Genomic DNA, 23,668 nt, shown 5'->3' with positions numbered 1-23,668 from the left:
AACAATTTTTAAGAAAAGGTGATTGGAATGCCTGCACTTTCATACGATCAAGTTCGACAATTAAATTCATACAGTATTTTTACAGAGGAACCAGACCGTCCATTATTTACATTGGCCAATTTACATAAAGATTTTTATTTAACGGACTTTCGTAATTTAATGATGGGGATAACAAATGCTGCAACAGAAACTGCGGCCATTTCCCACTTTGGTCGTCGCTATGGCATGTTTGTGGCAATGCAGTTTTATATGCTGACAACTTACGATGAGATCTGGGACGGCAAGCCTGAAAATTTAAGATTTGCGATTGTTCAGGAGTATGGGATTCACACACTTGGTATGTATATTAATCCGAATGATTTCCGCTATGTGGAAGATGATGAACGCGAGCGTGTAATTACCGATATTTTATATAAAGCGTCGGTCATTATTGGTCAGTTACGTAAAACGACGACAATTTCGCCACTAATTTTATGGGAGAATATTTTCGGCTATATGCTTTGGCACTACCATACATTGCTCGAAAACCCGGCACTGGCAGACCGCGCCTTTGAGGATTTGGAATTGCTAGAAGGGAAAGAGGTTTGGCGCTACTTCTCAGATAAATCATTGTTTTTAAATTACACAGGCGGAAAAAGTCCATCTGCACTAATTAATCAGCCAGTTAGAAAAAGCTGTTGCTTCTCGAAGGATATTCCGGGGTTAATGGCTTGCGGTTTCTGTCCAATAAAATAATTTCCAGGTTTTAAGTGTCGTTCAAAAACGGCACTTTTTTAATTTAAGGGTATCGGAGCGTAGATGTTTTCTAATAAGTGAATTGCTTTTTCTAATAAAATCTGAAAAGTTCTAATAAATTTTTGAGTTGCTAATAAACTTTGCCTATGTGCTAATAAAGTGGTCAAAAGTTCAAATAAATACAAAGTACTTTCTAATAAACATTCCAAGTTTTCTAATATCCGCTTCAATTTTTCTAATATCCGATGCCCCCTATCACCAAACAAAAAACGATGCTACATTTCATAGCATCGCTTCAACTCATTATTCATTTGCGCAATTTTTTAACGTCGTGGCTATTACTTTTACTCCATCAATTAATGCTTTTTCATCAAAAGACATTTTCGGGTGATGAAGACCAGGTCCAAGATTTGCACCGACCCCAATCATCGTAGCCTTCAAATGGGGATTTTTTATCGTATAAAAGTGGAAGTCATCGCTGCCCGGTGTGACAACGGCCTTTGCTAAACTTTGTTTTCCAAGCGCTTCAATAATTGAACGCTCTGCCAAAGCAGCCGCTTCCTTTGATACTTCTGCACCCGGTGTGACATCTAACCAGTCCGAAGTAACATCTATATCAAACATTTCTGCAATTTGCTTTAAACCTTTTTCCACATAGTTTTGCACTTTTGTCAGGACTTCATTTTTTTGAGCCCGTACATCAATCGAAAAGCTTGCATTGCCCGGAATAATATTCACACTTCCGCCATCCGCTACAATCTTCGTTAACTTAGCGGAATACACTTCAAATGGATCAATATGAATATTTTTCAACATGTGCTGAATCGCTACAATTACATCTATCGCATTTTTCCCTTGATGTGGACGAGCACCATGGGCATCAATTCCAGTAATTGTTCCTGATAAAAATGCAGCAGCCCCATGATAAATGGCCGGAGCAACTTTCCCTAAAGGGAGCTCTTCTATTGGACGTAAATGCACGCCAAATAAATGTGTTACATCTTCTATAACACCGCGCTCAATCATTGCTAACGCTCCACCACCTGTTTCTTCAGCCGGTTGAAAAATAAATCGTATTTTCTTCTTTAGCGATTCATTTTTTAATGCATAGAGCGCCCCCAAAACGATTGAGATATTTGCATCATGTCCACATGAATGGTTCGCCTGCATCACGCCGTCTACTTCTTGCCAAAGTGCATCAATATCTGCACGAACCGCGACTGTCTCGTCACCTTGCCCAATTTCTGCGACAAGCCCTGTCACATCGTCAAACCTTTTATAGTTTACGCCCATCTCATCTAGTATTTCAGTTATTTTAGCTGTCGTATTAACTTCCTTCCAGCTTATTTCAGGATTTGCATGGAAATACTGAAACCAATCAAAAATCATTTGCTCAGTTGAATTTACTGCTAACATGAAACGCACCTCGAATATTATTTAGTATCCCTATTATACAGTACAATATTTATAATCTACATTATTACTGCCCAATAAAGTGAAACTTCAACTGCCAAAGTCTTAATGATTGCATAAAATTAAAAAAGGCATCTATCCCAATTGCTTAATTGGATAGACACCGATAAGTTCTGAAAAAATTATGCATATCAAAAATTATATTATAGGCTTGAGAAAAATCCATTTGGGTATTGAGTACGCTCTTCATTTTCCGACACCTCTTGTTGCTCTGTCGATTCGAAGTCCATTTCTTCATCGAACAAGTATGTCTCAAGCATTGATTTTAAAATTGAAGTCATCTAAAGTCGCCCCTTTTAATTGTTTGAATTTTTAGTTAATTTAAATAATATATCGAATTTTTAATAAAATCAACTATTATTTGCTGTATATGCATAAATAGTATTAAATCCATCTTATTTTGAGATAAATTAAAAGAGCGCCTGAATTAATATTCAAACGCTCTTCCCTATTTTAAGAAACCGCTATTTTTGAAGTTGTTTCTTTATTTCTTGTCATCCATTGGATAACAAACATAATTCCAAAGGCAATTAAACCTAATGTATCAGACATTGATTCAGGATAAATCATTGCTAGACCCGCAGCTAATAAAACAATGCGTTCAATCCAATTTACTGGACGATACCAATAGCCGATAACGCCAACACCTATTGCAATCATACCCATTAATGCCGTAAATACTACCCAACCAATTTGCCAAATTGTTACGTCAATCATAAGCAATGCCGGTGAGAAGATGATCATATACGGAATAATGAAGGCAGCAATTGCCAGTTTAGCAGAGTTTACACCTGTACGAATCGGATCTCCACCTGAGATACCGGATGCGGCAAAGGCGGCGAGCGCGACTGGCGGTGTTATATCTGCAATAATTCCGAAATAGAATACGAAGAAGTGTGCTGATAATACAACAATAATTGGCGCTGCACTTGCTGGAACGTCTGGTGCCAATAGTGCAATAATTGCCGGAGCAGCGATTGTTGATGTAATTACATAGTTTGCTGTCGTAGGTGCACCCATACCTAAAATTAATGATGCAATCATTACGAAGAACAATGTAATAATAATGCTGCCACCTGCCAGCTTAACTAAACTGTTTGCAAGTGATAGTCCTAAACCTGTCTTTACAACTACCCCTACAATGATACCTGCACATGCAGTTGCTGCTGCTACTGCCAATGCTGAACGGGCACCATCAACCATTCCGTCAATGATTTCCTTAAAGCCGAACTTCACATCAGGATTAATAAACCCTACAATGATACATGCTAAAATCCCATAAAGTGCAGAGTGAATTACCGGTACACCTGACATCATTAGAACAATAATTAACACGATCGGAACTAGTAAATAAATTTTCTTTAATACATTCGAGCGATCCGGCATTTCATCATCCGATAGACCACGTAAGCCTAATCGCTTTGCTTCAAAATGCGTCATAATCCAGATACCTGCAAAGTATAATACTGCTGGAATCGCAGCTGCTTTTGCGATATCCCAATATGTTATCCCACGACCAATAAATTCAACCATTAAAAACGCGGCCGCTCCCATAATTGGTGGCATTAACTGACCACCAGTGGATGCTGATGCCTCTACAGCACCCGCGAAGTTTTTATTGTAGCCAAGACGTTTCATCATAGGTATTGTATAAGAACCTGAAGTTACTACATTGGCTACAGAACTTCCTGAAATTGTCCCTTGCAGGGCAGATGAGAAAATTGCTACTTTAGCAGGGCCACCTACTAATTTACCTGCGAGTGAAATAGCTAAATCATTAAAGTATTCTCCTACACCTGTTTTTACAAGAAATGCTCCAAATAACAGGAAAGCGAAAATGAATGTAGAAGATACTGCTAGCGGTGTACCTAAAATACCATCTGTAGAGAAGTACATTAAGTTGACAAGGCTATCTAAGTCTTGACCGCGGTGTGCCATAAAGTCCGGCATGTACTGGCCATAAAATGCATAAAGTAAAAACAGCCCAGCGATAATGGCGATTGGTAACCCTACCGCTCGACGTGCACCTTCTAGCACTAAAATAATCGCTAAAAGCCCAACAATGAAATCTAATGTTTCCAGCTTACCTAAGCTTTGAACAAGTCGCTCATAATTCAATACCCAATAGCTACCTACAAAGATGGCAATCAGCGCCAAGATGTAATCGTAAAATGGGATCGAACGTTTTGAAAGCTTACGACTTGCCGGGAATAATAAAAATACAAAGGTTAAAGCAAATCCTATGTGCACTGTACGCTGAATTTGCGCTGGAAACTGCCCGAATATGGCTGTATACAATTGGAACAATGTAAATGCCAGTAAACCAAAATAAATGAAATGCTTCATAATATTTTGCGGGTTACGCTGATTCGATTCTATATCGTATTTTTCCAGTAACTCCTGCTGCTGTTCTAGCGTAAGTGCTTCGTGTAATTCCCCTGTATTTCCTGCCACTTTTTTATCAGTCATCTAATTCGACTCCTTTCATTTTGTCATATAAAGACAAGTTTTTTATTTTTACCAAATAGGATTTCCCACGTACTAGTTGCTCCTTTAAAGGTATAATTCTACCTTTATGCTGGAGATCCAATTTATAGTCGACATCCCCAATATGTAGCGTAAAATCTTTTAATTTAGCATCTGTATATTTAAGTGTATAGACACCATTCTCATAGCGAAGTGTTTGCCCTTCTTCTGCATAACTCGGCATACCGATAGCCACATCTGAATATTCCATTGTGAGCAGCTGAAACTCGTTCGTTGAAAGCACTTTATAGCTTTCTATTACATCAGTTAAATGAATGGAATGCATAAAGACAAGTTGAAATGTGTCTTCGTTTTTTAACGGCAAAAAAAACTGCTCTGGTTGTTCAGTTCTTGTCTCCGTAAAAGTCATACTGCGCTCAAAAGGTATAAAAAAAAGAGCACTACCGGATAAAGCAAGGATTATAAATAACCATTTTTTCATGTCGATCCTCCGCTAAAAGCACCCTTGCACTAATAAGGTATAGATATAAAAGACCTCTGAAGCATTTTTTGCAACAGAGGCCCTTGTTTCTCGTTACTACTTAACTTCATCAAAGTATCTTTGTGCACCTGGGTGAACTTCAATACCGATTCCGTCTAAGCCTGTTTCAGCTTTAATAAACTCGCCTTTAGCATGACCAATTTTATCCGTGTTGTCATAAATTGCTTTCGTCATGGCATACACTAAATCTTCCGGCAGATCTTTTTGAACCGCTAACATCGCACCTACTGATACAGCTGGGACATCAGATTCCAAACCATATGTGCCTGAAGGGATCTTATCCACTGCGTAGTATGGGTATTTCTTGATTAATTCTTCTGCTTTATCTGCTTCAACCGGTATAATAGTTACACCATTTGTTGCATTTAGCGCTTCTACCGCACCAGTTGGGTAACCAGCTGTAATGAATGCTGCATCAATTTGACCTGATTGAATACCATCAGTTGATTCACCGAAGTCTAAATTTTGCGCTTGAATATCGTCTTTGATTGATAAACCGTGGATTTCTAATAATTGCTCAGCGTTTGCATAAGTACCTGAACCTGGGGCACCTACAGAAACTTTTTTACCTTTTAAGTCTTCAAACGTTTTAATACCTGAATCAGCTAATGTTACTAATTGAACTGTCTCTGGATATAAAGCACCTAATGCTACTACCGAGTCGATTTTTTGCCCTTCAAACATTAAAGTACCTTGTGTTGCATAGTATGCGATATCTGTCTGAACGAAGGCAATTTCTCCCTTGCCATCAGCTAACGCCGTCATATTTGCAGCAGAAGCCTGTGATACTTCCGCAGTTGTTTTTACCCCAGTATCAGTTGTGATTAAATCCGCAAACGTACCGCCTAATGGATAGTAAGTCCCTTGCGTACCACCTGTTAAAATACTTAAAAATTTAACATCACCATAATCCGCTTCCGTTGCTGCATCACCTGAGTTGGACTCAGTATCAGTTGTAGATGTGTCTTCATCATCACTGCCACAAGCAGCTAGCACTAACATAAATACACTTAGTACTAATACGAATAGCATATTTTTAGATTTGAACATAAAATTTCCCCCTTTACACCTAATATGGATACATTTTACATAGAATAATATTCAAAAGTCAATTAATATTTCAAAAGTCTCATTTTTCAAATAATTATATTATTCTAATAAAACCGTCAAAATGCTGTGAAATGTAGTTTTTCACTAAAGAGATATTTATGAATAAGTTATTTGATATTTATATTTGATAAATTTTATTCCATAAAAAAATATCATGTACGGAATGCACATGATATATCTTAATATGGTTATTTATTCGACGACACCGCAAACTATACGGGCTCCCGAATTACCGGATGGATCTGTTTTATAGTCATCTGCTTTTTCATGAATAACGACAGACGTGCCATCTTCATCAAATAAAGAATTTTTCTCGCCTTTTTTTAATGTGAAGTCAGCCGTTATAAAGTTTAAATGTACTTCACCTGATTCATCCGCAGTTATATTCGGTAAGTCACCAACATGTGGCCCTGAAGGATTCTCCACCCCATGCTTTTTATCAGTTGGATTAAAGTGTGCTCCCGCTGATTCAAATTTAGGAGGGTCACATTTACCAAACTCATGTAAATGGATTCCGTGGTCACCTGGAGGCAAACTATTTAGAATAGCTGTTAGTTCCACTCCTTTAGTTGTCTCCGTAAAAACAATTTCACCAACCAGCTTTTCATTCGTATCATACATAATTGCCTTTGCCGACAATGCTTCAGGTGCACTTACAGGAATCTTTTCTTTTTGAAAGAAGTTACATCCTCCTAACATGAATACACTTAAAAATAAGATTATAATTCGCACAATATCTCCTCCTTGAAGCTAGTATTTCAAAAAAGGAGGTAAATATACAAAAAGCCACCCAAAAGTGAGTGGCTCATTCAGTATTAATCTAAAACTTTTATCGTTACTGTACGACGTCCCCATTCATAGGCACTGTTTAGATTTGGGATGAATACATCGATTTTATTGCCTTTAATTGCTCCACCTGTATCAGCAGCAATGGCCTCTCCATAACCTTCCACCCAAACTTTTGTACCTAATGGAATAATGCGGGGATCCACCGCAATTACTTTTAAATGAGGGTTGGCACGTAAGTTTGTCCCATTTGCGGTTGTGCCCGAACAGCCCTCACAATATGCAGTATATGCAGTTGCTTCAACAGTCATCCTTTTTCCTTCACTAGGTGCTTCACCTGAATATGTCGTCGTCTCTATTTCTGGCGGTGTCCAATTGGCTTCTCCTGATGCACTTTTAACTTCACTAGCGGCCACTTCCTCTTCCACAGGTCCAGAAACAGCGAGTGTATCACCCGCATAAATCATATTTGAATTGAGACCATTCCATTCCTGTAATTGGTCCACCGTAACATCATGTTCTAATGCAATTCTATATAATGTATCCCCTTGTTCAATTGTATATAGGGGATCTTCTATTGTAACATCCATTGTATCACCAACATATATTACATCATTCGGGTAATTATTAATTTCTTTTAAAACGGCGACGGACGTCTCGAATTGTTGACTAATACTATAAAGCGTATCATCCGATTCAATTGTGTAGGCAGCTGCTTCATTTGTAAAAACTCCACTTGAAGCAATTACTCCAGCCAATAAAAATACTAATAGTTTTTTATGTCTCAAATCTTCTTTCCCTCCAAATTCTTAGCAACTAAATTTACTCATTTTCACCCTGCTCCAAATTTACCGCAAATACATTGCAATTTTATGTCGCTTCCATGAACCCTCCATTACAAGCATATTTCAGAGCTTTTGGATAATTATTACTAATATTGAAGGGAATTATACATAGAGTTATCATTTTTTTGCGGAGTAACAACAAAGTTAGATATAGAAGTTGCCATTTTGTTTGCAGGCATGTTACAAATACTACATTCAACTCAACATTTTTCAATTTCGTCGATAATAAAGAAAAGGAGGGATTACTTTGGAAATTAGCTCTATGATGGCAGCTCAAGTTGCATCTTTACAGCAAACAGTGCAATTAAGCATTCTTGACAAAGCAATGAATATGGGGACAGCCACTGCTGTTCAAATGATGGAAACACTACCCCAATCTCAGACAGTTCCAGCAGCCCATCCTTATAAAGGACAATCGATTGACGTCCAAGTTTAGGCTAAAAAGAAAAAACGCTCTTGAACTTTTTCAATGAGCGCTTTTTCTATTTCCTTGTCATATTAATATATTTTTACAAATCTTTTCTCAGCTTTACTCTGTTAACGTCATGTTAAAGTTTAATTAATTACTTTTATAAATTCACTTTTCGGGTATAACTAATAGTACAGTAAAAGTATCAACTTAAAGGAGTGATTCTTATAGGTATCCATACATTTTTTACAAGTTTAAATGATTTAGAACGCATCATTCGTTGTCCCGGTCGATTTAAATTTGAAGAGCATAACGTGGCGGCACATTCATGGAAGGTATCTCAGTATGCGATGTTTTTTGCAACTTTAGAGGAACGCGCAGGGAGTAAAATTGATTGGAAATCTTTATACGAAAAAACAATCAATCATGATTTCGCTGAAGTATTTATTGGAGATATAAAGACACCGGTCAAACATGCGAGTGTCGAGCTAAAACAAATGCTTGCCCATGTCGAAGAAAAAATGATGGAAAAGTTTATTCTAGAAGAAATACCACCTGATTTGCAGGATGTATTTTTTGATCGAATGAAAGAAGGTAAAGATCAGACGATTGAAGGTCGTTTACTTGAATTCTCTGATAAGCTTGATCAGTTTTATGAGTCATTTTCAGAACTTAAGCGTGGAAACACCGATAAGGAATTTGTCTATATGTATGAAAGTGCGTTAAGTAAGCTCCTATTAATCAATTTACCGGTATCTGTTGCATACTTCCGCAATGAAATTTTATCAGATGTTGTGACGGAAAAAACGGTGATTGATATTGCTTTATTAACAGAAAATATTCTACAACAACATAACGACTAACGACAGAAGGCTTCCGAAATATAAGGAAGGCTTTTTTTTTTAGACTCATCACGCGAATTGCGTAACGAGATAAATAGAGGAACGGATTTCCCTTATTTCAAAAATAAAATAAAAAATCGTAAAAATAAGGGAATAAATTTCCGTTATTGACCTAAAAAACATGAAATTTCGTGATTTTATTTAAAATAGCGGTAAAACGTTCCCTTAATTATTCTAAAAAAGAGCAACATCATTCAAATAACGGTAATATCTCCCCTTATTTAATGAGGGCATGTTCCCCACTTCTTGAAAATGGTGAGGAGCTTTTTTTTTCCTTTTTTGTAACGAATTCTATTTTGAAGGTACTATAATAATAAACATCATTTTGTGAGGTGAACTGAGTGGATGCGCTAGAACAGATATACCGGGAGCTGCAACCGAAAATATACGCTTATTTTTATATTAAAACATCCAATTCAGCCATCGCTGAAGATCTTACACAGGATGTTTTTTACGAAGCAGCAAAATCGATTCATACATATCGCGGTGAAGCGGCACTATCGACATGGCTTTTTCATATTGCAAATAACTTATTAAAAAAGTATTACCGTAAAAAAAGTTATGAAAAGAGCTTAGCATCCAAAATGGAGGCACAACCGCCGATTACATTATTTACTACCGAGCAACTTATTGAATTAAAAGATGAATCCAAACGGCTCCTGTCAAAGATTGAACAGCTTGGTCCTCCATTTAAGGATATTGTATTACTTCGAATTATTGGTGAACTAAGTTTTAAGGAAATTGGTGAACTGTTGGAGCTAAGCGAAAACTATGTACGTGTTAATTTTCACCGACAAAAAATTAAGCTACAACGAGAGGAGGAATTGTTATGAATTCATGTAAAATTACCGAGGATTTATTACCTTTATATGAAGAAAACCTTGTTCAGCCTGAAACAAAACAATGGATTGAGCAACATTTAGCCAGTTGCCCTAATTGCCAAAAGCTTACTTCCGCCACAATGGAAGAATTACCGGCACTCCCGTCACCTAAAAAGGCAGCTTCAAAAATGATTAAGCACGCACATTTAAAACTTACGATTTATCAGCTATTGTTCGTTATTCTTTCTTTTGTCTTTGCTATAAACACTTCATTATTAAATGAAAGCTTCACATTTATTTTGTCTTATTTTATTTTAGGAATTGTAACATTTTACTTTTATCGTCATACAATTCTCACGCTATTGTTGGCATTCGTACCTGTATTTATTTGGTCAATTTATACAACAATTGATTCTTTCGGCTCCTATTCGAATTGGTACACTGACCAAATCATTTACCACGCCTCTACCCTTTCACTTTTATGGGAAATTACTTTGGGTGGTCTATTTACTGCATTTATTCACACGATCTTTACTGTTCTGGGAATTATCGTTGTCAAACTACTTATTCAAGCTTTTAACAAGGAGGATTCGATATGAAAAAGTGGCTTTCAATTCTATTGGCCCTCGTTATTACAGGTTCCGTACTGTTCGGTTATAACGAATTTAACGGCAATTTCATTTCTAAACAAATTGCTAAGTCTACGATAAAGGCATACTTAACCGAACATTATCCAAATACCAATTTTCGTGTAGAAAAAGGCTCCTATAATTTTAAATTTAATACCTATGATTTTGATGTAACTTTCAATGAAGAACCTAATTATTGGAACTATACTTTTGAAGTAGGCCCTAAATATGTACCAAATACGATTGAAGCTAAGATGATGCATTATGATTCAAGGGATGAAACAAAATCGAATGACTGGAGCGATCAAGGTTCACAATATGTAAAAAACTTATTAAAAGCATTCCCGGTTGCTAACATATTTTACTCAATCGACGTACCGAATCAGTTTTCACAAACGGAGTGGGCTCCTACCGTAAATGTTATCGTTCCACCTTCGATTACAATGGAATTCCCATTATATAAAGGTGAAACAAAAGAGGAATTTATAAAAATTGTTCAAGAAATTCAATCTGTGTTGGACGCAGATGATATTAAGTATGATACTGTTTTTATTTATATGGATGAACAAATTGATAACCGTGACGGCAAAAAAGAGGGCTATGCATCCCTTTACTATGAAAGAAAGTACAATATAGAGTTTCAGGCGGATGTGCCAGTTACAATAGATGATATTCATTAAAACAGTTCAAAACATTTGACTTTTTTTGTCGAACGTACTTTCTTGCACATAGCAGAAAGTTGTTATATTATATGAATAAGGCTACGTTGTACGTACGAATATTAAGTTTTAACCTTTATACTTATACAGGGAGTTTTACATCGATGTTGGAATGGCGTGCCTGGACTCTTTTGACTTCAGGATAGACAGGATAGCATTTGCGAACACCCACTTTGAGGAGTGGTGGTTTAAAACTTTCTATAATAACTACGGCAATGTGGCTGCTTACATAAGCAGCATCATATCAAGGTTTATACAGCATCTTAACCAAATTGGTTGAGGTGCTTTTTTCTTTTTAAAAAGTAGTTATTTCATGTGTTCAACGCCTTTATGCATAATAAAAAGCCACACCCGATTGGATGTGACTTCAAAAATCACTTTACTTCTTCTATAGAAACAATGTGGTTTGTAAATATTAGTTCTGATTGCTCTTCTTTTCCATCATTTAACACGAATCTTATATAACCAGAATGAAAGTGACCGTCATCCTTTAAATACATTTCTTCAAATTCCTCAAGACTGGCTTTCATCTCTATCTTTTCTCCATTACTTAAACGTAAAATTAAACTCATAACTATACCTCCATTCATACTAATAATAATTCAAATGGAAATTATTGTCACTACTATATCTTGAATAATAAAAAGCCGTTAGCAAATAAGTCACTTCAAGCATATTCGCATTAATTGTGAGTATGCTTTTTTGTTTTCTTAACGTGAAATAGGGTAAATATTTACAATTGATGTTCATCTATGACAAAATTTATAAAATGATATCATTTTGGAGGAAACGATATGAAGCAAATTTTATGTATTGGTGAATTATTAATCGATTTTTTTACAACTCAAACCGAGCAATCAATAATAGAAGCAACTACCTTTGAAAAACAAGCAGGTGGAGCTCCTGCCAATGTTGCAGCTGCTATCGCAAAACTCGGTGGTCAAGCGTATTTTTGCGGAAAAGTGGGTGACGATGCATTTGGTCACTTTCTGAAACAAACATTGGAGCATGCAGGTGTTCATACAGATCAGCTTATTTTTGATTCAACTGCCCCCACTACTTTAGCTTTCGTATCCAGACAAGCCAGTGGTGAACGGGATTTCATCTTTAACCGAGGGGCTGATGAGCTGCTTTGCATTGAAGACCTCAATCTCCAACATTTAATGTCCATTAATATGATTCATTTCGGTTCAGCAACTGCTCTTTTAAGTGAACCTTTTAGCAGAACTTACGAACAATTAATGCAAACGTTATTATTACAAAATCATTTTATTTCATTCGATCCAAATTACCGTGCTGACTTGTGGAAACACGATACTGAACAGTTTATTCAAAAATGCGAACCGTTTATCGAAGCAGCTCACTTCATTAAAATGAGTGACGAAGAATTAATGTTATTGTCTCGGGCAGAGAGCTTTGAACAAGCAATTGAATGGCTGAGTCAGTTTACCGACAAAACAATTGCTATTACACAAGGAGCTGAAGGGACAGTACTCGTTCAAAATGGAAAAATAACAACTGTACCACCAAATAGGGTAAATTGCATCGATTCAACAGGGGCTGGTGATGCTTTTGTTGGTGCCGTTTTATATGAGCTGAGTAAACGTGATGAAACGAACCTTTCTTTTAATGAATGGGTGAACATTATTGAATTTGCCAACTTTGTTGCTTCAAAAGTTTGTGAAAAAGTCGGTGCAATTGATGCACTATTAGCATTGGAAGACTTGCCTCAATAAAAAATAGAAGGGATGCTGAAATTTCCCTTTGCATCCCTTCTATTCTTCAGCTAATTAGGAAGTATAATTTCTACTTTTGTCCCCTTGCCTAACTCGCTCTTTATATTAAATTGCCCTTTATGCCGTTTTACAATTTCCGTGACAATCGCCAACCCAAGACCACTGCTTTGACTTGAGCGTGATGGGTCAACTCGGTAAAAACGTTCCTTTACCTTTTCCAGTGCTTCCTCAGGAATTCCAATCCCATAATCCTGTATAACAACGATTATGTCATCGTCTTTTTTACTGCAGGTTACAATAATTTTCCCCTTATCTTCACTGTATCGAATCGCATTTGACAGTAAGTTATCCCATACTTGCTCAAATAATTGCTCATCCGCAAATACTTCAATTGGTTCCAGCTCATATACAAGCTCCATTTGCTTATCATCGAGCTTCCAGCGCTTTGAAAACAGACGTTCCTTTAATTGTTTATCCAACGAATAACGCTTTTTTTCAATCGGCAGGTTTTTTTGGTCCAATGAGCTCAATAGCAGTAATTGCTTTGTTAATGCAGAAAGTCGCTTCGTTTCCTGCTCAATGATTTCCAAATACTGCACGCGTTCCTCTTCAGTATTCTCCGCATCTTTCAAGACATTTGCGTACCCTTGAATATTAAGTAACGGCGATTGAAAATCATGTGATACATTATTTATAAAATCCTTCTTAATCTGATCGTTTTCCGCTAAACGATTGGCCATCTTTTGGAACTGTGTTGCAAGTTGACCGAGTTCATCGTTCCGATCAATTTGCAAATAAATATCATAATCTTCCTGTGCAATTTGCTCGGTTGCCTCTTGCAGCTGTTTTAACGGCCTTACAAGCTGACGTGCTAGCAAAATCATTGTCAAAAGAATTACAACGGCTGTAATAATAATAAAGCTAACGAGTAATAAATGCATTTCTGAAAAGAGCGTTGCGTTAGCTGGCCGAATGAAAAATGCATAATTTTCATTATTAAAGCTAAAGGCCACCCCAACTGTATTTTGAATATCATTCGCAAAATGATCCATAAATAAAGAAGATCCTTGATACTCCTGAATCCCGTGATAATCATTGTCGGTACCAATAATATTCAGCATATCATCGTTTAACTCAACCTTGTTGAAATTATTGCCATACATTGACACATTTCCTGATTGATTAGCTACTGCAATTTGATAGCCAAGCTTGGCAACCGACTCAAAATAGGCTTCATAGCTGTCTCTCGGCATTGTCGTTATAATATTTTTTACTTCCTGTGCTACTTCATAATTTTTGGCATCCGTATTCGGCCGAATTTGAGATTGATAAATTTGACCAATCAACAACATAGACATAGTAATACTTACAACGATAACTGCCAATGTCACTACAATATATTGCTTATACAATGTTTTCATTTTAATTCCTCTATTTTATAGCCAATGCCTCGTACTGTTTGAATTTTTACCCGTGCATTCACTTCTTCCAATCGACTTCGTAAACGTTTAATATGGGTTGTCAGTGTGAAGTCGTCCCCATCATAATCATAGCCCCATACTTGCTCCATCAGCTGGTCACGCGTAAACACCACTTCCGGCCTCGTAGTTAGAATGCTTAGCAGTTCAAATTCCTTTAAAGGTAATAATAATACTTGCTCCCCTACTTTAACTTCAAATGTCTGTCGGTCAATCAGCATATTGGAAATTTTTGTTTGACTGCGTTCAAGTTTTTGAAAACGACGTAAAATTGCACGTACTCTAAATAAAAGTTCCTTAGGTTCGAATGGCTTTACCATATAATCATCCGCCCCAGCCAAAAAACCTTTTTCCTTATCTTCCAGTGTAGTTTTAGCGGTTAACATTAATACCGGAACACCGACTTCAGTTAAGCGCTTCGTCAAAGAAATACCGTCCATTTTCGGCATCATCACATCTACAATAGCCAAATCCACTAATTCCTGCTGCAAAATAGTTAATGCCTCCAATCCATTACTTGCAAACAATGCTTCATAGCCTTCTTTTTTCAGATGAATACCGATTAATTTCCGTATAAATGTATCGTCATCTACAACTAAAATCCGCATTAAGTTCACCGCCTTCTTATACTAAAAAGAGACACCGAATTACTCGATGCCTCCCTTTTATCTATTACGCTACGCCTTACTTTTTGTCTTTTTCGAACGTTAAGATCAGCATTGGTAATAGCATACCACGTACTAGGAACGTATCAATAATAATCCCTACAGATACGATAAAGCCAAAGACGAACAAATCAGCAATCGGCATTGTCATTAACGCCGCAAAAGTTGCTGCTAAAATAATACCTGCTGAAGAAATTACACCACCCGTATTACGGATCGCAATTTCAAGCGCCTCTTTCACATTCATACGCTTGCGCTCTTCAATGAATCGGGATACTAAAATAATATTGTAATCAATTCCTAAAGCAACCAGGAATATGAATGCATAAATAGGTACACGTGTACTGATGGCATCATAGCCAAATAATACATCAACTAGGAAGATTCCTAATCCTAGTGCAGATAAGTAAGACACTAAAATTGTTGCCATCATATAAATTGGCATCTTCCAAGATTTCGTCAATACAAATAGCAGTACTAATATTAATATTGTCTCCAAAATTACAATTTTAATGATATCACTGTTATTTACATTGCGCTCATCCACTAATTTTGCTGTCGTACCTGCAAAATACAATTCCCCATCAATGCCTGCTTCAGCTAAATAATCTGCGCTTTTTTCACGCATCTCTTCCAGCTTATCAATCGCTTCAGGTGAATATGGGCTTACATCAAACGCCATTGATAACTTTAATTTTGTGTCATCTTCTGATACAGCAGATGTGCGTACAGACGCAATCGCTTCATCTGACATTAAGGTATCGGCTAATGCTTGCTTTTGCTCCTCTGTTAATGCTTGTTCACTTTCAACTAGCAGTGAAGTTGGTGCAAGTTCCCCTTTATCAAAACGTGATTCAACTATTTCATAGCCGACACGTGATGGCAATTCTTCTGGGAATGATTTAACCGTATCATACTCGTATTCCAAGTTAAGTACGTTAAACGAAGTAATTAACATGAAAATTAAAACTAATCCGCCTGAAAGATAAGGTTTGTTTACAACAAACTTCGCAATCGGTCCCCAAATACCATGTTTTACTTCTTTTGCTTCACCGTATTTCGGAACTTTTGGCCAGAATGCTTTACGTCCAAATAGGGCAAATAATGCTGGCACTAATGTAATCGATCCAAGCATGATTACAAATACAGCAGTACCAAAGATTGGTGCGAAGTTTTGATAATCACGGAAGTCCGCGAAGAATAAAACAAGCATTGCTGCAAGCACTGTTCCACCTGCAAAGAATACCGGCTCACCAGTTGCACGCATTGCGTATTTCATCGCTTCATATTTGTTTTCATAATGATTTAATTCTTCACGGTAACGTGAGAATACGAATAAAGAATAATCGATTACAGCGGCAAATAATAAAATACTCATAATCGAAGTTGTAGAATTATTGATTTCTAAACCAGCTGCACCCATTAAAGCAACCGACTGATTTACTACTTGATAAACAATTACCGTTGCAAGTAATGGAATAATAGCTAATAGTGGCGAACGGTAAATAATAATTAATAAAACTAAAATAATACCGATTGTCGCAAATAACAGTTGTAAGTCTGCTTGTTCAAATAGCTTTACTGTATCTCCGGCAATCCCCGCAGGACCTGTAATATAAAACTGTGTATCTCCTGTTTTTTCAGCTGCTTCATTTCCGATTTCAGATGCAAAATCGTTAATTTCCGCATAATCAGCATTACCAAGACCTTTTTCCAACGTCATTGGCACGATCATAGTCGTTTTGTCTTCAGACGTGAAGCCTGCCAATGCTTGCGGTGGTAAATTCGAGATGTCGATAATTTGATCGATACCTTCAATATCTTCCGCAATCATTGCATTTAAGATTTCTTTCACACTGTCTACATTAATTTCCCCGTCTTCATTATGGAAAACTAGTATACCGGGTGTCCCTTCATCGTTCGGGAAGTACTCGCTTAATTTATTTTCAGCGATAATTGACTGCGCATCATCCGGAAGCGACTGGAAATTTGACACTTTGTATTCACTTAGCATTGGACCGGCGCTTAAACCGATCATTAGCACAAGCCAAACAATAAGCGTAATCCAAGCTCCGCGTTTCGTTGATACCCAATCTGTTATTGGATTTAATAGCTTGTTCATTATAATCCTCCTTTTTTCACACTTCTGCATTGTAAAGCAACTATATGAACTCTATATAAACTCATTTGAATTTATCCTTGGTTCGGAAGGTATTAAAAAGACCGAAATGTTGAATTAACAGCATTCCGGTCTTTTTAATATCTTGTATTTAGTTAGCTTAGACAATATTTTGTTCCTTTATAAAAATATAATTAACAAGCTGCTTTTTGTCGATTTTCCCTACGGCTGTTTTCGGTAATTCCTGGAGAAAATGAATTTGCTTTGGGACTTTGTAATTGGCCAATTGTTCCTTACAATACTGGAAAAGCTGATGCTGAAGGTTCTCTGAGGGATTTTCTGCAATTATAAATGCCACAACACATTCGCCCCATTTTTCACTCGGAATGCCAATAACCGATACTTCCTGCACTGCTTCATGGGCAATTAGGCATTGCTCGACTTCCTGAGGGTATACATTTTCCCCGCCTGATATTATCATTTCCTTTTTCCGACCTACGATATAATAATCGCCGTCTTTATCCACTTTCGCCAAATCCCCTGTTTTTAACCAGCCTTCATCAAAAGTATTAGTCGTTGCTTCTTTATTATTCCAATACTGTTTAAAAACATGACTACCTTTTAAATATAGTTCACCTACTTCACCTTGTGCACATAACTTCCCTACTCTATCCACAATTTTCACTTCATTAAAAAGCATACTTTTTCCGATGGCGCCCTTTTTCTTCATCGCGACTTCTGCATCAATGAAAAAGTTATTCGGTCCCGCTTCTGTTAAACCATACCCCTCTTTAAATAACAGCCCTTTTCTTTGAAAACTTTCATAGATTGGCTTTGGACAAGGTGCCCCTCCCGATAAAAATACTCTTACCGTAGGAAAGTCGGATTTTTTAAAGTATTCAGTTTCTATCATCAGCTGATACATTGTCGGCACAAATAACGAAACAGTTGTTTTATAATCATCCACCGCACGAATCGCTTTTTCCGGATCAAATTTTTGACCGATTATAACCGTTCCGCCAGCCAGTAGAATCGGTAATGCAAGTGCATTAATGCCACCAGTATGAAAAAGGGGCATATAATTTAACGTACAATCTTTGTCATTTAACCCCCAGCTAACGACCGTATTCATCGCATTCACAGTAACCGTTTCATACGAGAGGACAACACCTTTTGGTTTTCCTGTTGTTCCTCCTGTATAAATTATCATCCACGGCAGTTGCGGATCATCATGCCATCTGTATGTAGAAGGCTCAACTAACTCCGAGCCGCCGCATGTTAGAAACTTTGCTGGCAAAAGAAGTTCTGCCCGTTCACTATGCACATCATCAGCAATGAGTAAAGCCGGCGTGCAATCGGATAAAACCGCCCGTAATTCTGGTATAGATAACTTCGTATTTAATGGTACATAGATTAATTCGTTTAATCGGCAAGCAATTAAAATAGCAAAACTTTCAATCGAATTTTCCATTAATGTTGCAACCCGATCCCCCTGCTGCAACTGCTGTTTGGAAAATTTATTGCTCCACCACCCTGCATGCTGCATCAGCTCTTTATATGTCCACGCTTCACCCGTTTCAATTTGAATTAACGCTGTTTTATCGGGTGATTGGGACGCTCGTTTTGCAATCCAAAAGTCTAGCTGTTGCATAAGCCATCCCACCTTCTACATCATAATGCCGCCATCAACTTGCAGAACATGACCTGTAATATAACTTGCCTCATCCGAAGCTAAAAATAAATATGCATTTGCGATATCCTCTGGTTTTCCTAAACGCTGCAAGCTTGTAATACCCTCCATTTGCTGCAACACCTTTTCAGGCATTTTTTCTACCATCGGTGTCGCTGTAAATCCAGGAGCTACAGCATTTACATTGATTCCTTTACGCCCAAGCTCCTTCGCCCATGTTTTCGTCATCCCGATAATCGCTGCTTTCGTTGCAGCATAGTTTGTTTGCCCAAAATTACCGTAAACGCCACTTACAGATGAAGTACTGATTATTTTGCCTGACCCTTGTGCAATCATATGCGGCACTACCGCCTGTGTGCAGTAATAAACGCCATTCAAATTAATTTGAATCACTTTATCAAAGTCCTCTTCACTCATCTTTACAAGGGTTGCATCACGCGTAATCCCCGCATTATTCACCAATATATCGATTTTGCCAAAGTGCGCAACAACTTGTTCAACCATTTGCTTTACTTCAGCCAGTTTGGAAACATCTACTGAAAAAAAGGCAACATTCTCGCCTAAATCTGCTGCTAATTTTTCTCCCTGTACTTTGTCGTAATCAACAACGGCCACTTTTGCTCCTTCTTCCAAAAACCGTTTTACGGCTGCATAGCCAATTCCCCCTGCACCGCCTGTAATGATTGCTACTTTATTTTCTAAACGCATTTTCCACGACCCCTTTTACGCTAAAATAAATGTTTCAATTGCATCTTTTGTTTCACCTAAACTATCGACTAGAGGTGAATGTCCGCAGTTTGCTAGTTTCATAATTTGAGCACGGCCATCAAAATCTTCAATAATTTCATTTGTCATTGCTTCAATTACTACAAAATCGCGATCACCGTATAAAATGAATGTTGGAATTTGAATATCTTTTACTCGATTCATTCCTTTAGACACTTCGTTATCGACCGCACTTATATTGAATGTATTTAATGCATGGTACACATCTGCCAAATTACGCTGTGTCAGCATATCGTCTACATATTGTCCATAGCGTGCCTCATCCGGTTGATTATGTGTATAAATCGCACTGTTCCAAATAAGCTTTAGACCGTCACGATTTTTCGTATCATACATTTGTTGCATCGGTATTGTTTTGACAGGATCCTGTTCAATTTGTTCAATCGTCGCTAAACGATTTGAAAAATCAGGCGTACCATCCGCATTTGAGCTATAAAACGGGTAACCACGTGTAGATCCCGAAGCGAATAACACAAGCTTTTTACTGTAATCCGGGTAATCCGCACAAAACTGCATAGCTACATTGCCACCTGTTGACCAGCCAATGATTGTAAAATCCTTCAACCCAAGTGAATCAACGAAAAGCTTGATATCATCGCTAAAATCCTTGATTGACTTAATTTTTGCATTGTAGGTTGATTCCCCAAAGCCGCGCATATCCACCGCATAAATCGTGAATCGTTCATCCATTGATTCCATCAGTAAATCCCAATGCTTTGAACTCGTCATATTTCCATGCACTAATAATACAAGTTCATCGCCACCTTCACGTTTACGATACGACAATGTTTCACCATTTGATAATTCCACTTTCGCTAAAACGTCCAGCTTATTCATATTAAGACCCCCACTTTACTGTAATAGCACCCCATGCATAGCCTATGCCTGCACTAACTAATGAAACAATTTGACCCTCTTGAAGCTTTCCTACTTTTCGAGCCAGATAAAGTGATAAAATCTGATCGATTTGCCCGATATGACCGTAATGTGACAAATAGATTGAATTCCCCTCTGAAAGACCAAGCTCGTTTAGTACATAATCATGTGCGGACTTTTTCATATGAAGCATCGCAACATAATCTAAATTTTCTTCACTATATCCACTTTTCTGCAACGATTGGCGAATTACCTTTAAAAAATTGCTTAAGGACTTTTGCTCCAACCGAAGCTTCATTCCTTCTGGATCAAGTACATCCAATATAAAACGCCCTGCTTGAATATGCTCAATTGTTAGGGGCTCCTTTGTACCACCTACTGGGACCACAACATCCTCTGAAAATGAACCATCTGTAATAAGGGCTGCTTCAAATACTTCATGACCGCCCGCATTTTTTTGCAACATCATTGCACCTGCACCTGCGCCTAAATTGAACATAAAGCGGGTACTCTCATTTTCATAATCGATGAAATCATGGTTTCGATATCCCCCAGCTAATAGCACTGTCTTGATGGAATCATCCGCTAGCATTAAGCTTTTTGCTACTTTCATCGCCATAATGGCCGTACCGCAACGAAGCTGTACATCAAAAGCCCAAGCATTTACTGCGCCTATTTCTTCTTGAATTTTTATCGCAGCTGTCCATAAAGGGTACTCTTTATGCTCTTCCCCAATATAGATCACAACATCAATCTCTTTAGCATCCACTTGCGCTTCGGCGATCGCTTCCTTTGCCGCTTTCACACTCATTTCAACTGGATGATCGTTCGGTCCGGCTACGACTTTTTCAATAATGCCCATTTTCGTTTCTACAATTGCTACTGGAATATTTGCTTTTTCTGCAATTTTGGCACCTGTCATTCTTCCTTCAGGTAAATACATTCCTAATCCAGTTATTCCGATCATCGCTGTATCTCCTTTTCACGAAGCTTTACAGATGCCTTTGTTTTTTGCCCTTTTTTCAGCTTCCATTCATAGTAGCGCATTGAAACTGTACCTACGATGCCTCGAGGGAAGAAAATCACAGCTAAAATGTATAAAATACCGAAGAAAATAATCCATCGTTCAAAAATCGGATAATCTCTTGCAAGACCTGATAAGTAATGTTGGGCAAATTCAATGACGCCTGCACCGATAATCGGTCCAATTAATGTCCCTACACCGCCAATAATTGTCATCATCAGGGCATCCAGTGTAATATCCATCGTCATAACACTCGTATTTACGAACCGTAATGAAATGGCGTAAAGTGATCCTGCCAAACTTGCAACTGCACCCGCTATTACAGAAGCAATAATTTTATAACCTAGCGTTTTATAGCCTAATGAACGGGTACGTGGTTCATTTTCACGAATCGCTACAAGCACTTTTCCGAACGGAGATGCGACAATACGTTTCAGTAAAATGAAAACCACAACTAAACAAATAAGCACAAGAAAGTAAAAGTAAATACGCTCACGAAACAATTCAGGTGCGCGGAATGTAAATCCATCATTTCCTTTTGTTACTGTGCGCCATTTTTCAGCTAACACTAAAAACAAACCCGAGATGGCTAGAGTAAACATTGCATAAAAGTGACTTTTCAAACGGAGCGTCAATGCGCCGCTTATTACACTAATAATTGTGGATAACACGATTCCGACTACAATTGAAGCAGCAAAGATTCCGATTGACGGACCGAAATCACTAAGCATAATTGCCGTCGTATAGGCGCCAATTCCAAAAAACATTGCATGACCAAATGAAATGATACCCGTGTAACCTAGTAAAATATCGTAACTCATTGCGAGTATTGCAAAAATACAAAACTGTGTTAATAAAATCGTCATTGTACGAGAATCCAGTACAAATGGTAATACGGCCATGATCCCGACAACTATTGCGTACACAATATTCACTTTAGATAATAATAATGGCTGTTTAATCATCAAATCACCCCTTCGCAACCGTAAATAAGCCTTGTGGACGGAAAATTAGTACACTTGCCATTAAAATCATATTGACTGCAACGGATAAAAACGGCACATAGTACGCCATAAAACTTCCGGCAAGCCCTACTAAAATTGCTGCCATTAACGAACCTTGGAAGCTCCCCATTCCGCCGATTACTACAACGATAAATCCTAAAATCGCATATTCCATTCCCATTTCCGCATATACAACCCCTGAATACGGAGCCATCAACATTCCGCCCAACGCCGCCAATGCCGCGCCGCACATAAAGACGATTAAAAATACACGCTTAATATTGATACCTAATGCCTGTGTCATTTCCCGATTCATAACTCCAGCCCGAACGACCAGCCCTACTTTTGTACGATTTAAAATGAAATACAAAACCCCAAATAAAGCAAAGCCTACTACGATAATAAAAATCCGGTATTTAATAATTGTTAAATCGCCAATTTGCCAGCTGCCTGCCAAGTATGAAGGAACTTTAACAGGGACACCGTTTGGACCGAACACAACTTTAATCATTTCTTGGAGCACGAGCATAAATCCAAGTGTAATTAAAATTTGCTGTACGTGATTTCCGTAAACTGGTTTAATAATAAGCTTTTCAGTAATAAATCCAAGAACAAGACCTGTGAGAATCGCGACAACGATTCCGACTATAAAACTGTTGCTCCATAAATAGGTGAACACCCCTGTATAGGCACCCCATACGAACAGTCCGCCGTGCGCAAAGTTCAGCACATCCATTAACCCGAATATTAGCGTCAATCCGGCTGCCAATAAGAAAATAAGCATTCCTGTCGCTAGTCCATTTATCGTTAAACTAATTATTAGTTCCATCCGC

Annotated in this window: 24 protein-coding genes and 1 other RNA gene; 8 read left to right on the top strand and 17 right to left on the bottom strand. The window is 37.7% G+C overall.

Annotated elements, in window-relative coordinates:
• Positions 1 to 27: 27 nt before the first annotated feature.
• Positions 28 to 735: a Fe-S oxidoreductase gene (locus MHH95_RS05980; protein WP_340726768.1), complete on the top strand. Its 708-nt coding sequence runs from the start codon at positions 28 to 30 to the stop codon at positions 733 to 735.
• Between the two features lie 303 nt (positions 736 to 1,038).
• Here the strand turns inward: MHH95_RS05980 and MHH95_RS05975 are convergent, their stop codons facing one another.
• The 7 genes from MHH95_RS05975 to MHH95_RS05945 form a co-directional block, all read right to left on the bottom strand.
• Positions 1,039 to 2,151: an amidohydrolase gene (locus MHH95_RS05975; RefSeq protein ID WP_340726767.1), complete on the bottom strand. Its 1,113-nt coding sequence runs from the start codon at positions 2,149 to 2,151 to the stop codon at positions 1,039 to 1,041.
• A 200-nt stretch (positions 2,152 to 2,351) separates the two neighbouring features.
• Positions 2,352 to 2,489, bottom strand: coding sequence for a hypothetical protein (locus MHH95_RS05970; RefSeq protein WP_340726766.1), 138 nt, complete (start codon positions 2,487 to 2,489; stop codon positions 2,352 to 2,354).
• 172 nt (positions 2,490 to 2,661) lie between these two features.
• Positions 2,662 to 4,677: a TRAP transporter permease gene (locus tag MHH95_RS05965; RefSeq protein WP_340726765.1), complete on the bottom strand. Its 2,016-nt coding sequence runs from the start codon at positions 4,675 to 4,677 to the stop codon at positions 2,662 to 2,664.
• Complete coding sequence (locus MHH95_RS05960) at positions 4,670 to 5,176, bottom strand: DUF1850 domain-containing protein (RefSeq protein ID WP_340726764.1); 507 nt, start codon at positions 5,174 to 5,176, stop codon at positions 4,670 to 4,672. Before MHH95_RS05960 ends, MHH95_RS05965 begins: the two co-directional genes overlap by 8 nt.
• 96 nt (positions 5,177 to 5,272) lie before the next feature.
• Positions 5,273 to 6,286 carry a TAXI family TRAP transporter solute-binding subunit gene (locus MHH95_RS05955; protein ID WP_340726763.1) on the bottom strand — a complete coding sequence of 338 codons (1,014 nt, stop codon included), beginning with the start codon at positions 6,284 to 6,286 and terminating at the stop codon, positions 5,273 to 5,275.
• Between the two features lie 252 nt (positions 6,287 to 6,538).
• Complete coding sequence (locus MHH95_RS05950) at positions 6,539 to 7,078, bottom strand: superoxide dismutase family protein (protein ID WP_445190575.1); 540 nt, start codon at positions 7,076 to 7,078, stop codon at positions 6,539 to 6,541.
• 83 nt (positions 7,079 to 7,161) lie between these two features.
• Positions 7,162 to 7,920, bottom strand: a complete 759-nt coding sequence (locus MHH95_RS05945; RefSeq protein WP_340726762.1) for a LysM peptidoglycan-binding domain-containing protein — start codon at positions 7,918 to 7,920, stop codon at positions 7,162 to 7,164.
• 304 nt (positions 7,921 to 8,224) lie between these two features.
• Between MHH95_RS05945 and MHH95_RS05940 the strand changes: the two genes are divergently transcribed.
• The 6 genes from MHH95_RS05940 (at position 8,225) to ssrS (ending at position 11,685) form a co-directional block, all read left to right on the top strand.
• Positions 8,225 to 8,413, top strand: a complete 189-nt coding sequence (locus MHH95_RS05940; RefSeq protein WP_339214885.1) for a putative motility protein — start codon at positions 8,225 to 8,227, stop codon at positions 8,411 to 8,413.
• Positions 8,414 to 8,604: 191 nt separating this feature from the next.
• On the top strand, positions 8,605 to 9,249 hold the full coding sequence (locus tag MHH95_RS05935) for a YfbR-like 5'-deoxynucleotidase (protein ID WP_191701268.1): 645 nt from the start codon (positions 8,605 to 8,607) through the stop codon (positions 9,247 to 9,249).
• Between the two features lie 380 nt (positions 9,250 to 9,629).
• Positions 9,630 to 10,121, top strand: coding sequence for an RNA polymerase sigma factor (locus tag MHH95_RS05930; protein WP_340726761.1), 492 nt, complete (start codon positions 9,630 to 9,632; stop codon positions 10,119 to 10,121).
• Positions 10,118 to 10,708 (top strand): zf-HC2 domain-containing protein, encoded by a 591-nt coding sequence (locus MHH95_RS05925; protein ID WP_340726760.1) that lies wholly within the window; start codon positions 10,118 to 10,120, stop codon positions 10,706 to 10,708. Before MHH95_RS05930 ends, MHH95_RS05925 begins: the two co-directional genes overlap by 4 nt.
• On the top strand, positions 10,705 to 11,418 hold the full coding sequence (locus MHH95_RS05920) for a YfjL-like protein (RefSeq protein ID WP_340726759.1): 714 nt from the start codon (positions 10,705 to 10,707) through the stop codon (positions 11,416 to 11,418). Before MHH95_RS05925 ends, MHH95_RS05920 begins: the two co-directional genes overlap by 4 nt.
• Positions 11,419 to 11,493: 75 nt before the next feature.
• A non-coding RNA gene (gene ssrS / locus MHH95_RS05915) (6S RNA) lies at positions 11,494 to 11,685 on the top strand.
• A 146-nt stretch (positions 11,686 to 11,831) separates the two neighbouring features.
• On the opposite strand, the gene MHH95_RS05910 is transcribed toward ssrS, so the two are convergent.
• Positions 11,832 to 12,029, bottom strand: coding sequence for a hypothetical protein (locus MHH95_RS05910; RefSeq protein WP_191701272.1), 198 nt, complete (start codon positions 12,027 to 12,029; stop codon positions 11,832 to 11,834).
• Positions 12,030 to 12,251: 222 nt separating this feature from the next.
• Here MHH95_RS05910 and MHH95_RS05905 point away from each other — a divergent pair, with 222 nt between their 5' ends.
• Positions 12,252 to 13,193, top strand: coding sequence for a carbohydrate kinase family protein (locus MHH95_RS05905; RefSeq protein WP_340726758.1), 942 nt, complete (start codon positions 12,252 to 12,254; stop codon positions 13,191 to 13,193).
• A gap of 50 nt (positions 13,194 to 13,243) precedes the next feature.
• Here MHH95_RS05905 and MHH95_RS05900 read toward each other — a convergent pair whose 3' ends face one another.
• From MHH95_RS05900 to MHH95_RS05860, 9 genes are all read right to left on the bottom strand, one after another.
• A complete protein-coding gene (locus tag MHH95_RS05900; RefSeq protein WP_340726757.1) occupies positions 13,244 to 14,614 on the bottom strand; it encodes a sensor histidine kinase in 1,371 nt (456 codons plus the stop codon).
• The gene (locus MHH95_RS05895) at positions 14,611 to 15,279 is read right to left on the bottom strand and encodes a response regulator transcription factor (protein WP_340726756.1); all 669 of its coding nucleotides are present in this window, start codon (positions 15,277 to 15,279) and stop codon (positions 14,611 to 14,613) included. The genes MHH95_RS05900 and MHH95_RS05895 overlap by 4 nt, the downstream gene beginning before the upstream one ends.
• Positions 15,280 to 15,355: 76 nt before the next feature.
• Positions 15,356 to 17,458: an MMPL family transporter gene (locus MHH95_RS05890; RefSeq protein ID WP_339214874.1), complete on the bottom strand. Its 2,103-nt coding sequence runs from the start codon at positions 17,456 to 17,458 to the stop codon at positions 15,356 to 15,358.
• 157 nt (positions 17,459 to 17,615) lie between these two features.
• A complete protein-coding gene (locus MHH95_RS05885) occupies positions 17,616 to 19,106 on the bottom strand; it encodes a class I adenylate-forming enzyme family protein (protein WP_340726755.1) in 1,491 nt (496 codons plus the stop codon).
• Between the two features lie 15 nt (positions 19,107 to 19,121).
• Complete coding sequence (gene fabG / locus MHH95_RS05880; protein ID WP_340726754.1) at positions 19,122 to 19,853, bottom strand: 3-oxoacyl-ACP reductase FabG; 732 nt, start codon at positions 19,851 to 19,853, stop codon at positions 19,122 to 19,124.
• Positions 19,854 to 19,868: 15 nt separating this feature from the next.
• Positions 19,869 to 20,768: an intracellular short-chain-length polyhydroxyalkanoate depolymerase gene (phaZ, locus tag MHH95_RS05875; RefSeq protein ID WP_340726753.1), complete on the bottom strand. Its 900-nt coding sequence runs from the start codon at positions 20,766 to 20,768 to the stop codon at positions 19,869 to 19,871.
• 1 nt (position 20,769) lies between these two features.
• The gene (locus MHH95_RS05870; RefSeq protein ID WP_340726752.1) at positions 20,770 to 21,774 is read right to left on the bottom strand and encodes a 3-oxoacyl-ACP synthase; all 1,005 of its coding nucleotides are present in this window, start codon (positions 21,772 to 21,774) and stop codon (positions 20,770 to 20,772) included.
• Positions 21,771 to 22,796, bottom strand: a complete 1,026-nt coding sequence (locus MHH95_RS05865; protein WP_340726751.1) for a branched-chain amino acid ABC transporter permease — start codon at positions 22,794 to 22,796, stop codon at positions 21,771 to 21,773. The genes MHH95_RS05870 and MHH95_RS05865 overlap by 4 nt, the downstream gene beginning before the upstream one ends.
• Before the next feature lie 4 nt (positions 22,797 to 22,800).
• Positions 22,801 to 23,664 (bottom strand): branched-chain amino acid ABC transporter permease, encoded by an 864-nt coding sequence (locus MHH95_RS05860; protein ID WP_340726750.1) that lies wholly within the window; start codon positions 23,662 to 23,664, stop codon positions 22,801 to 22,803.
• Positions 23,665 to 23,668: the final 4 nt, after the last annotated feature.

It is taken from the genome of Solibacillus sp. FSL K6-4121, assembly GCF_038002585.1.
In the GTDB taxonomy this organism is placed as follows: Bacteria; Bacillota; Bacilli; order Bacillales_A; family Planococcaceae; genus Solibacillus; species Solibacillus faecavium.
The sequence above is the reverse complement of the archived record's forward strand: the minus strand, read 5'-3'. Positions and strand labels throughout refer to the sequence as shown.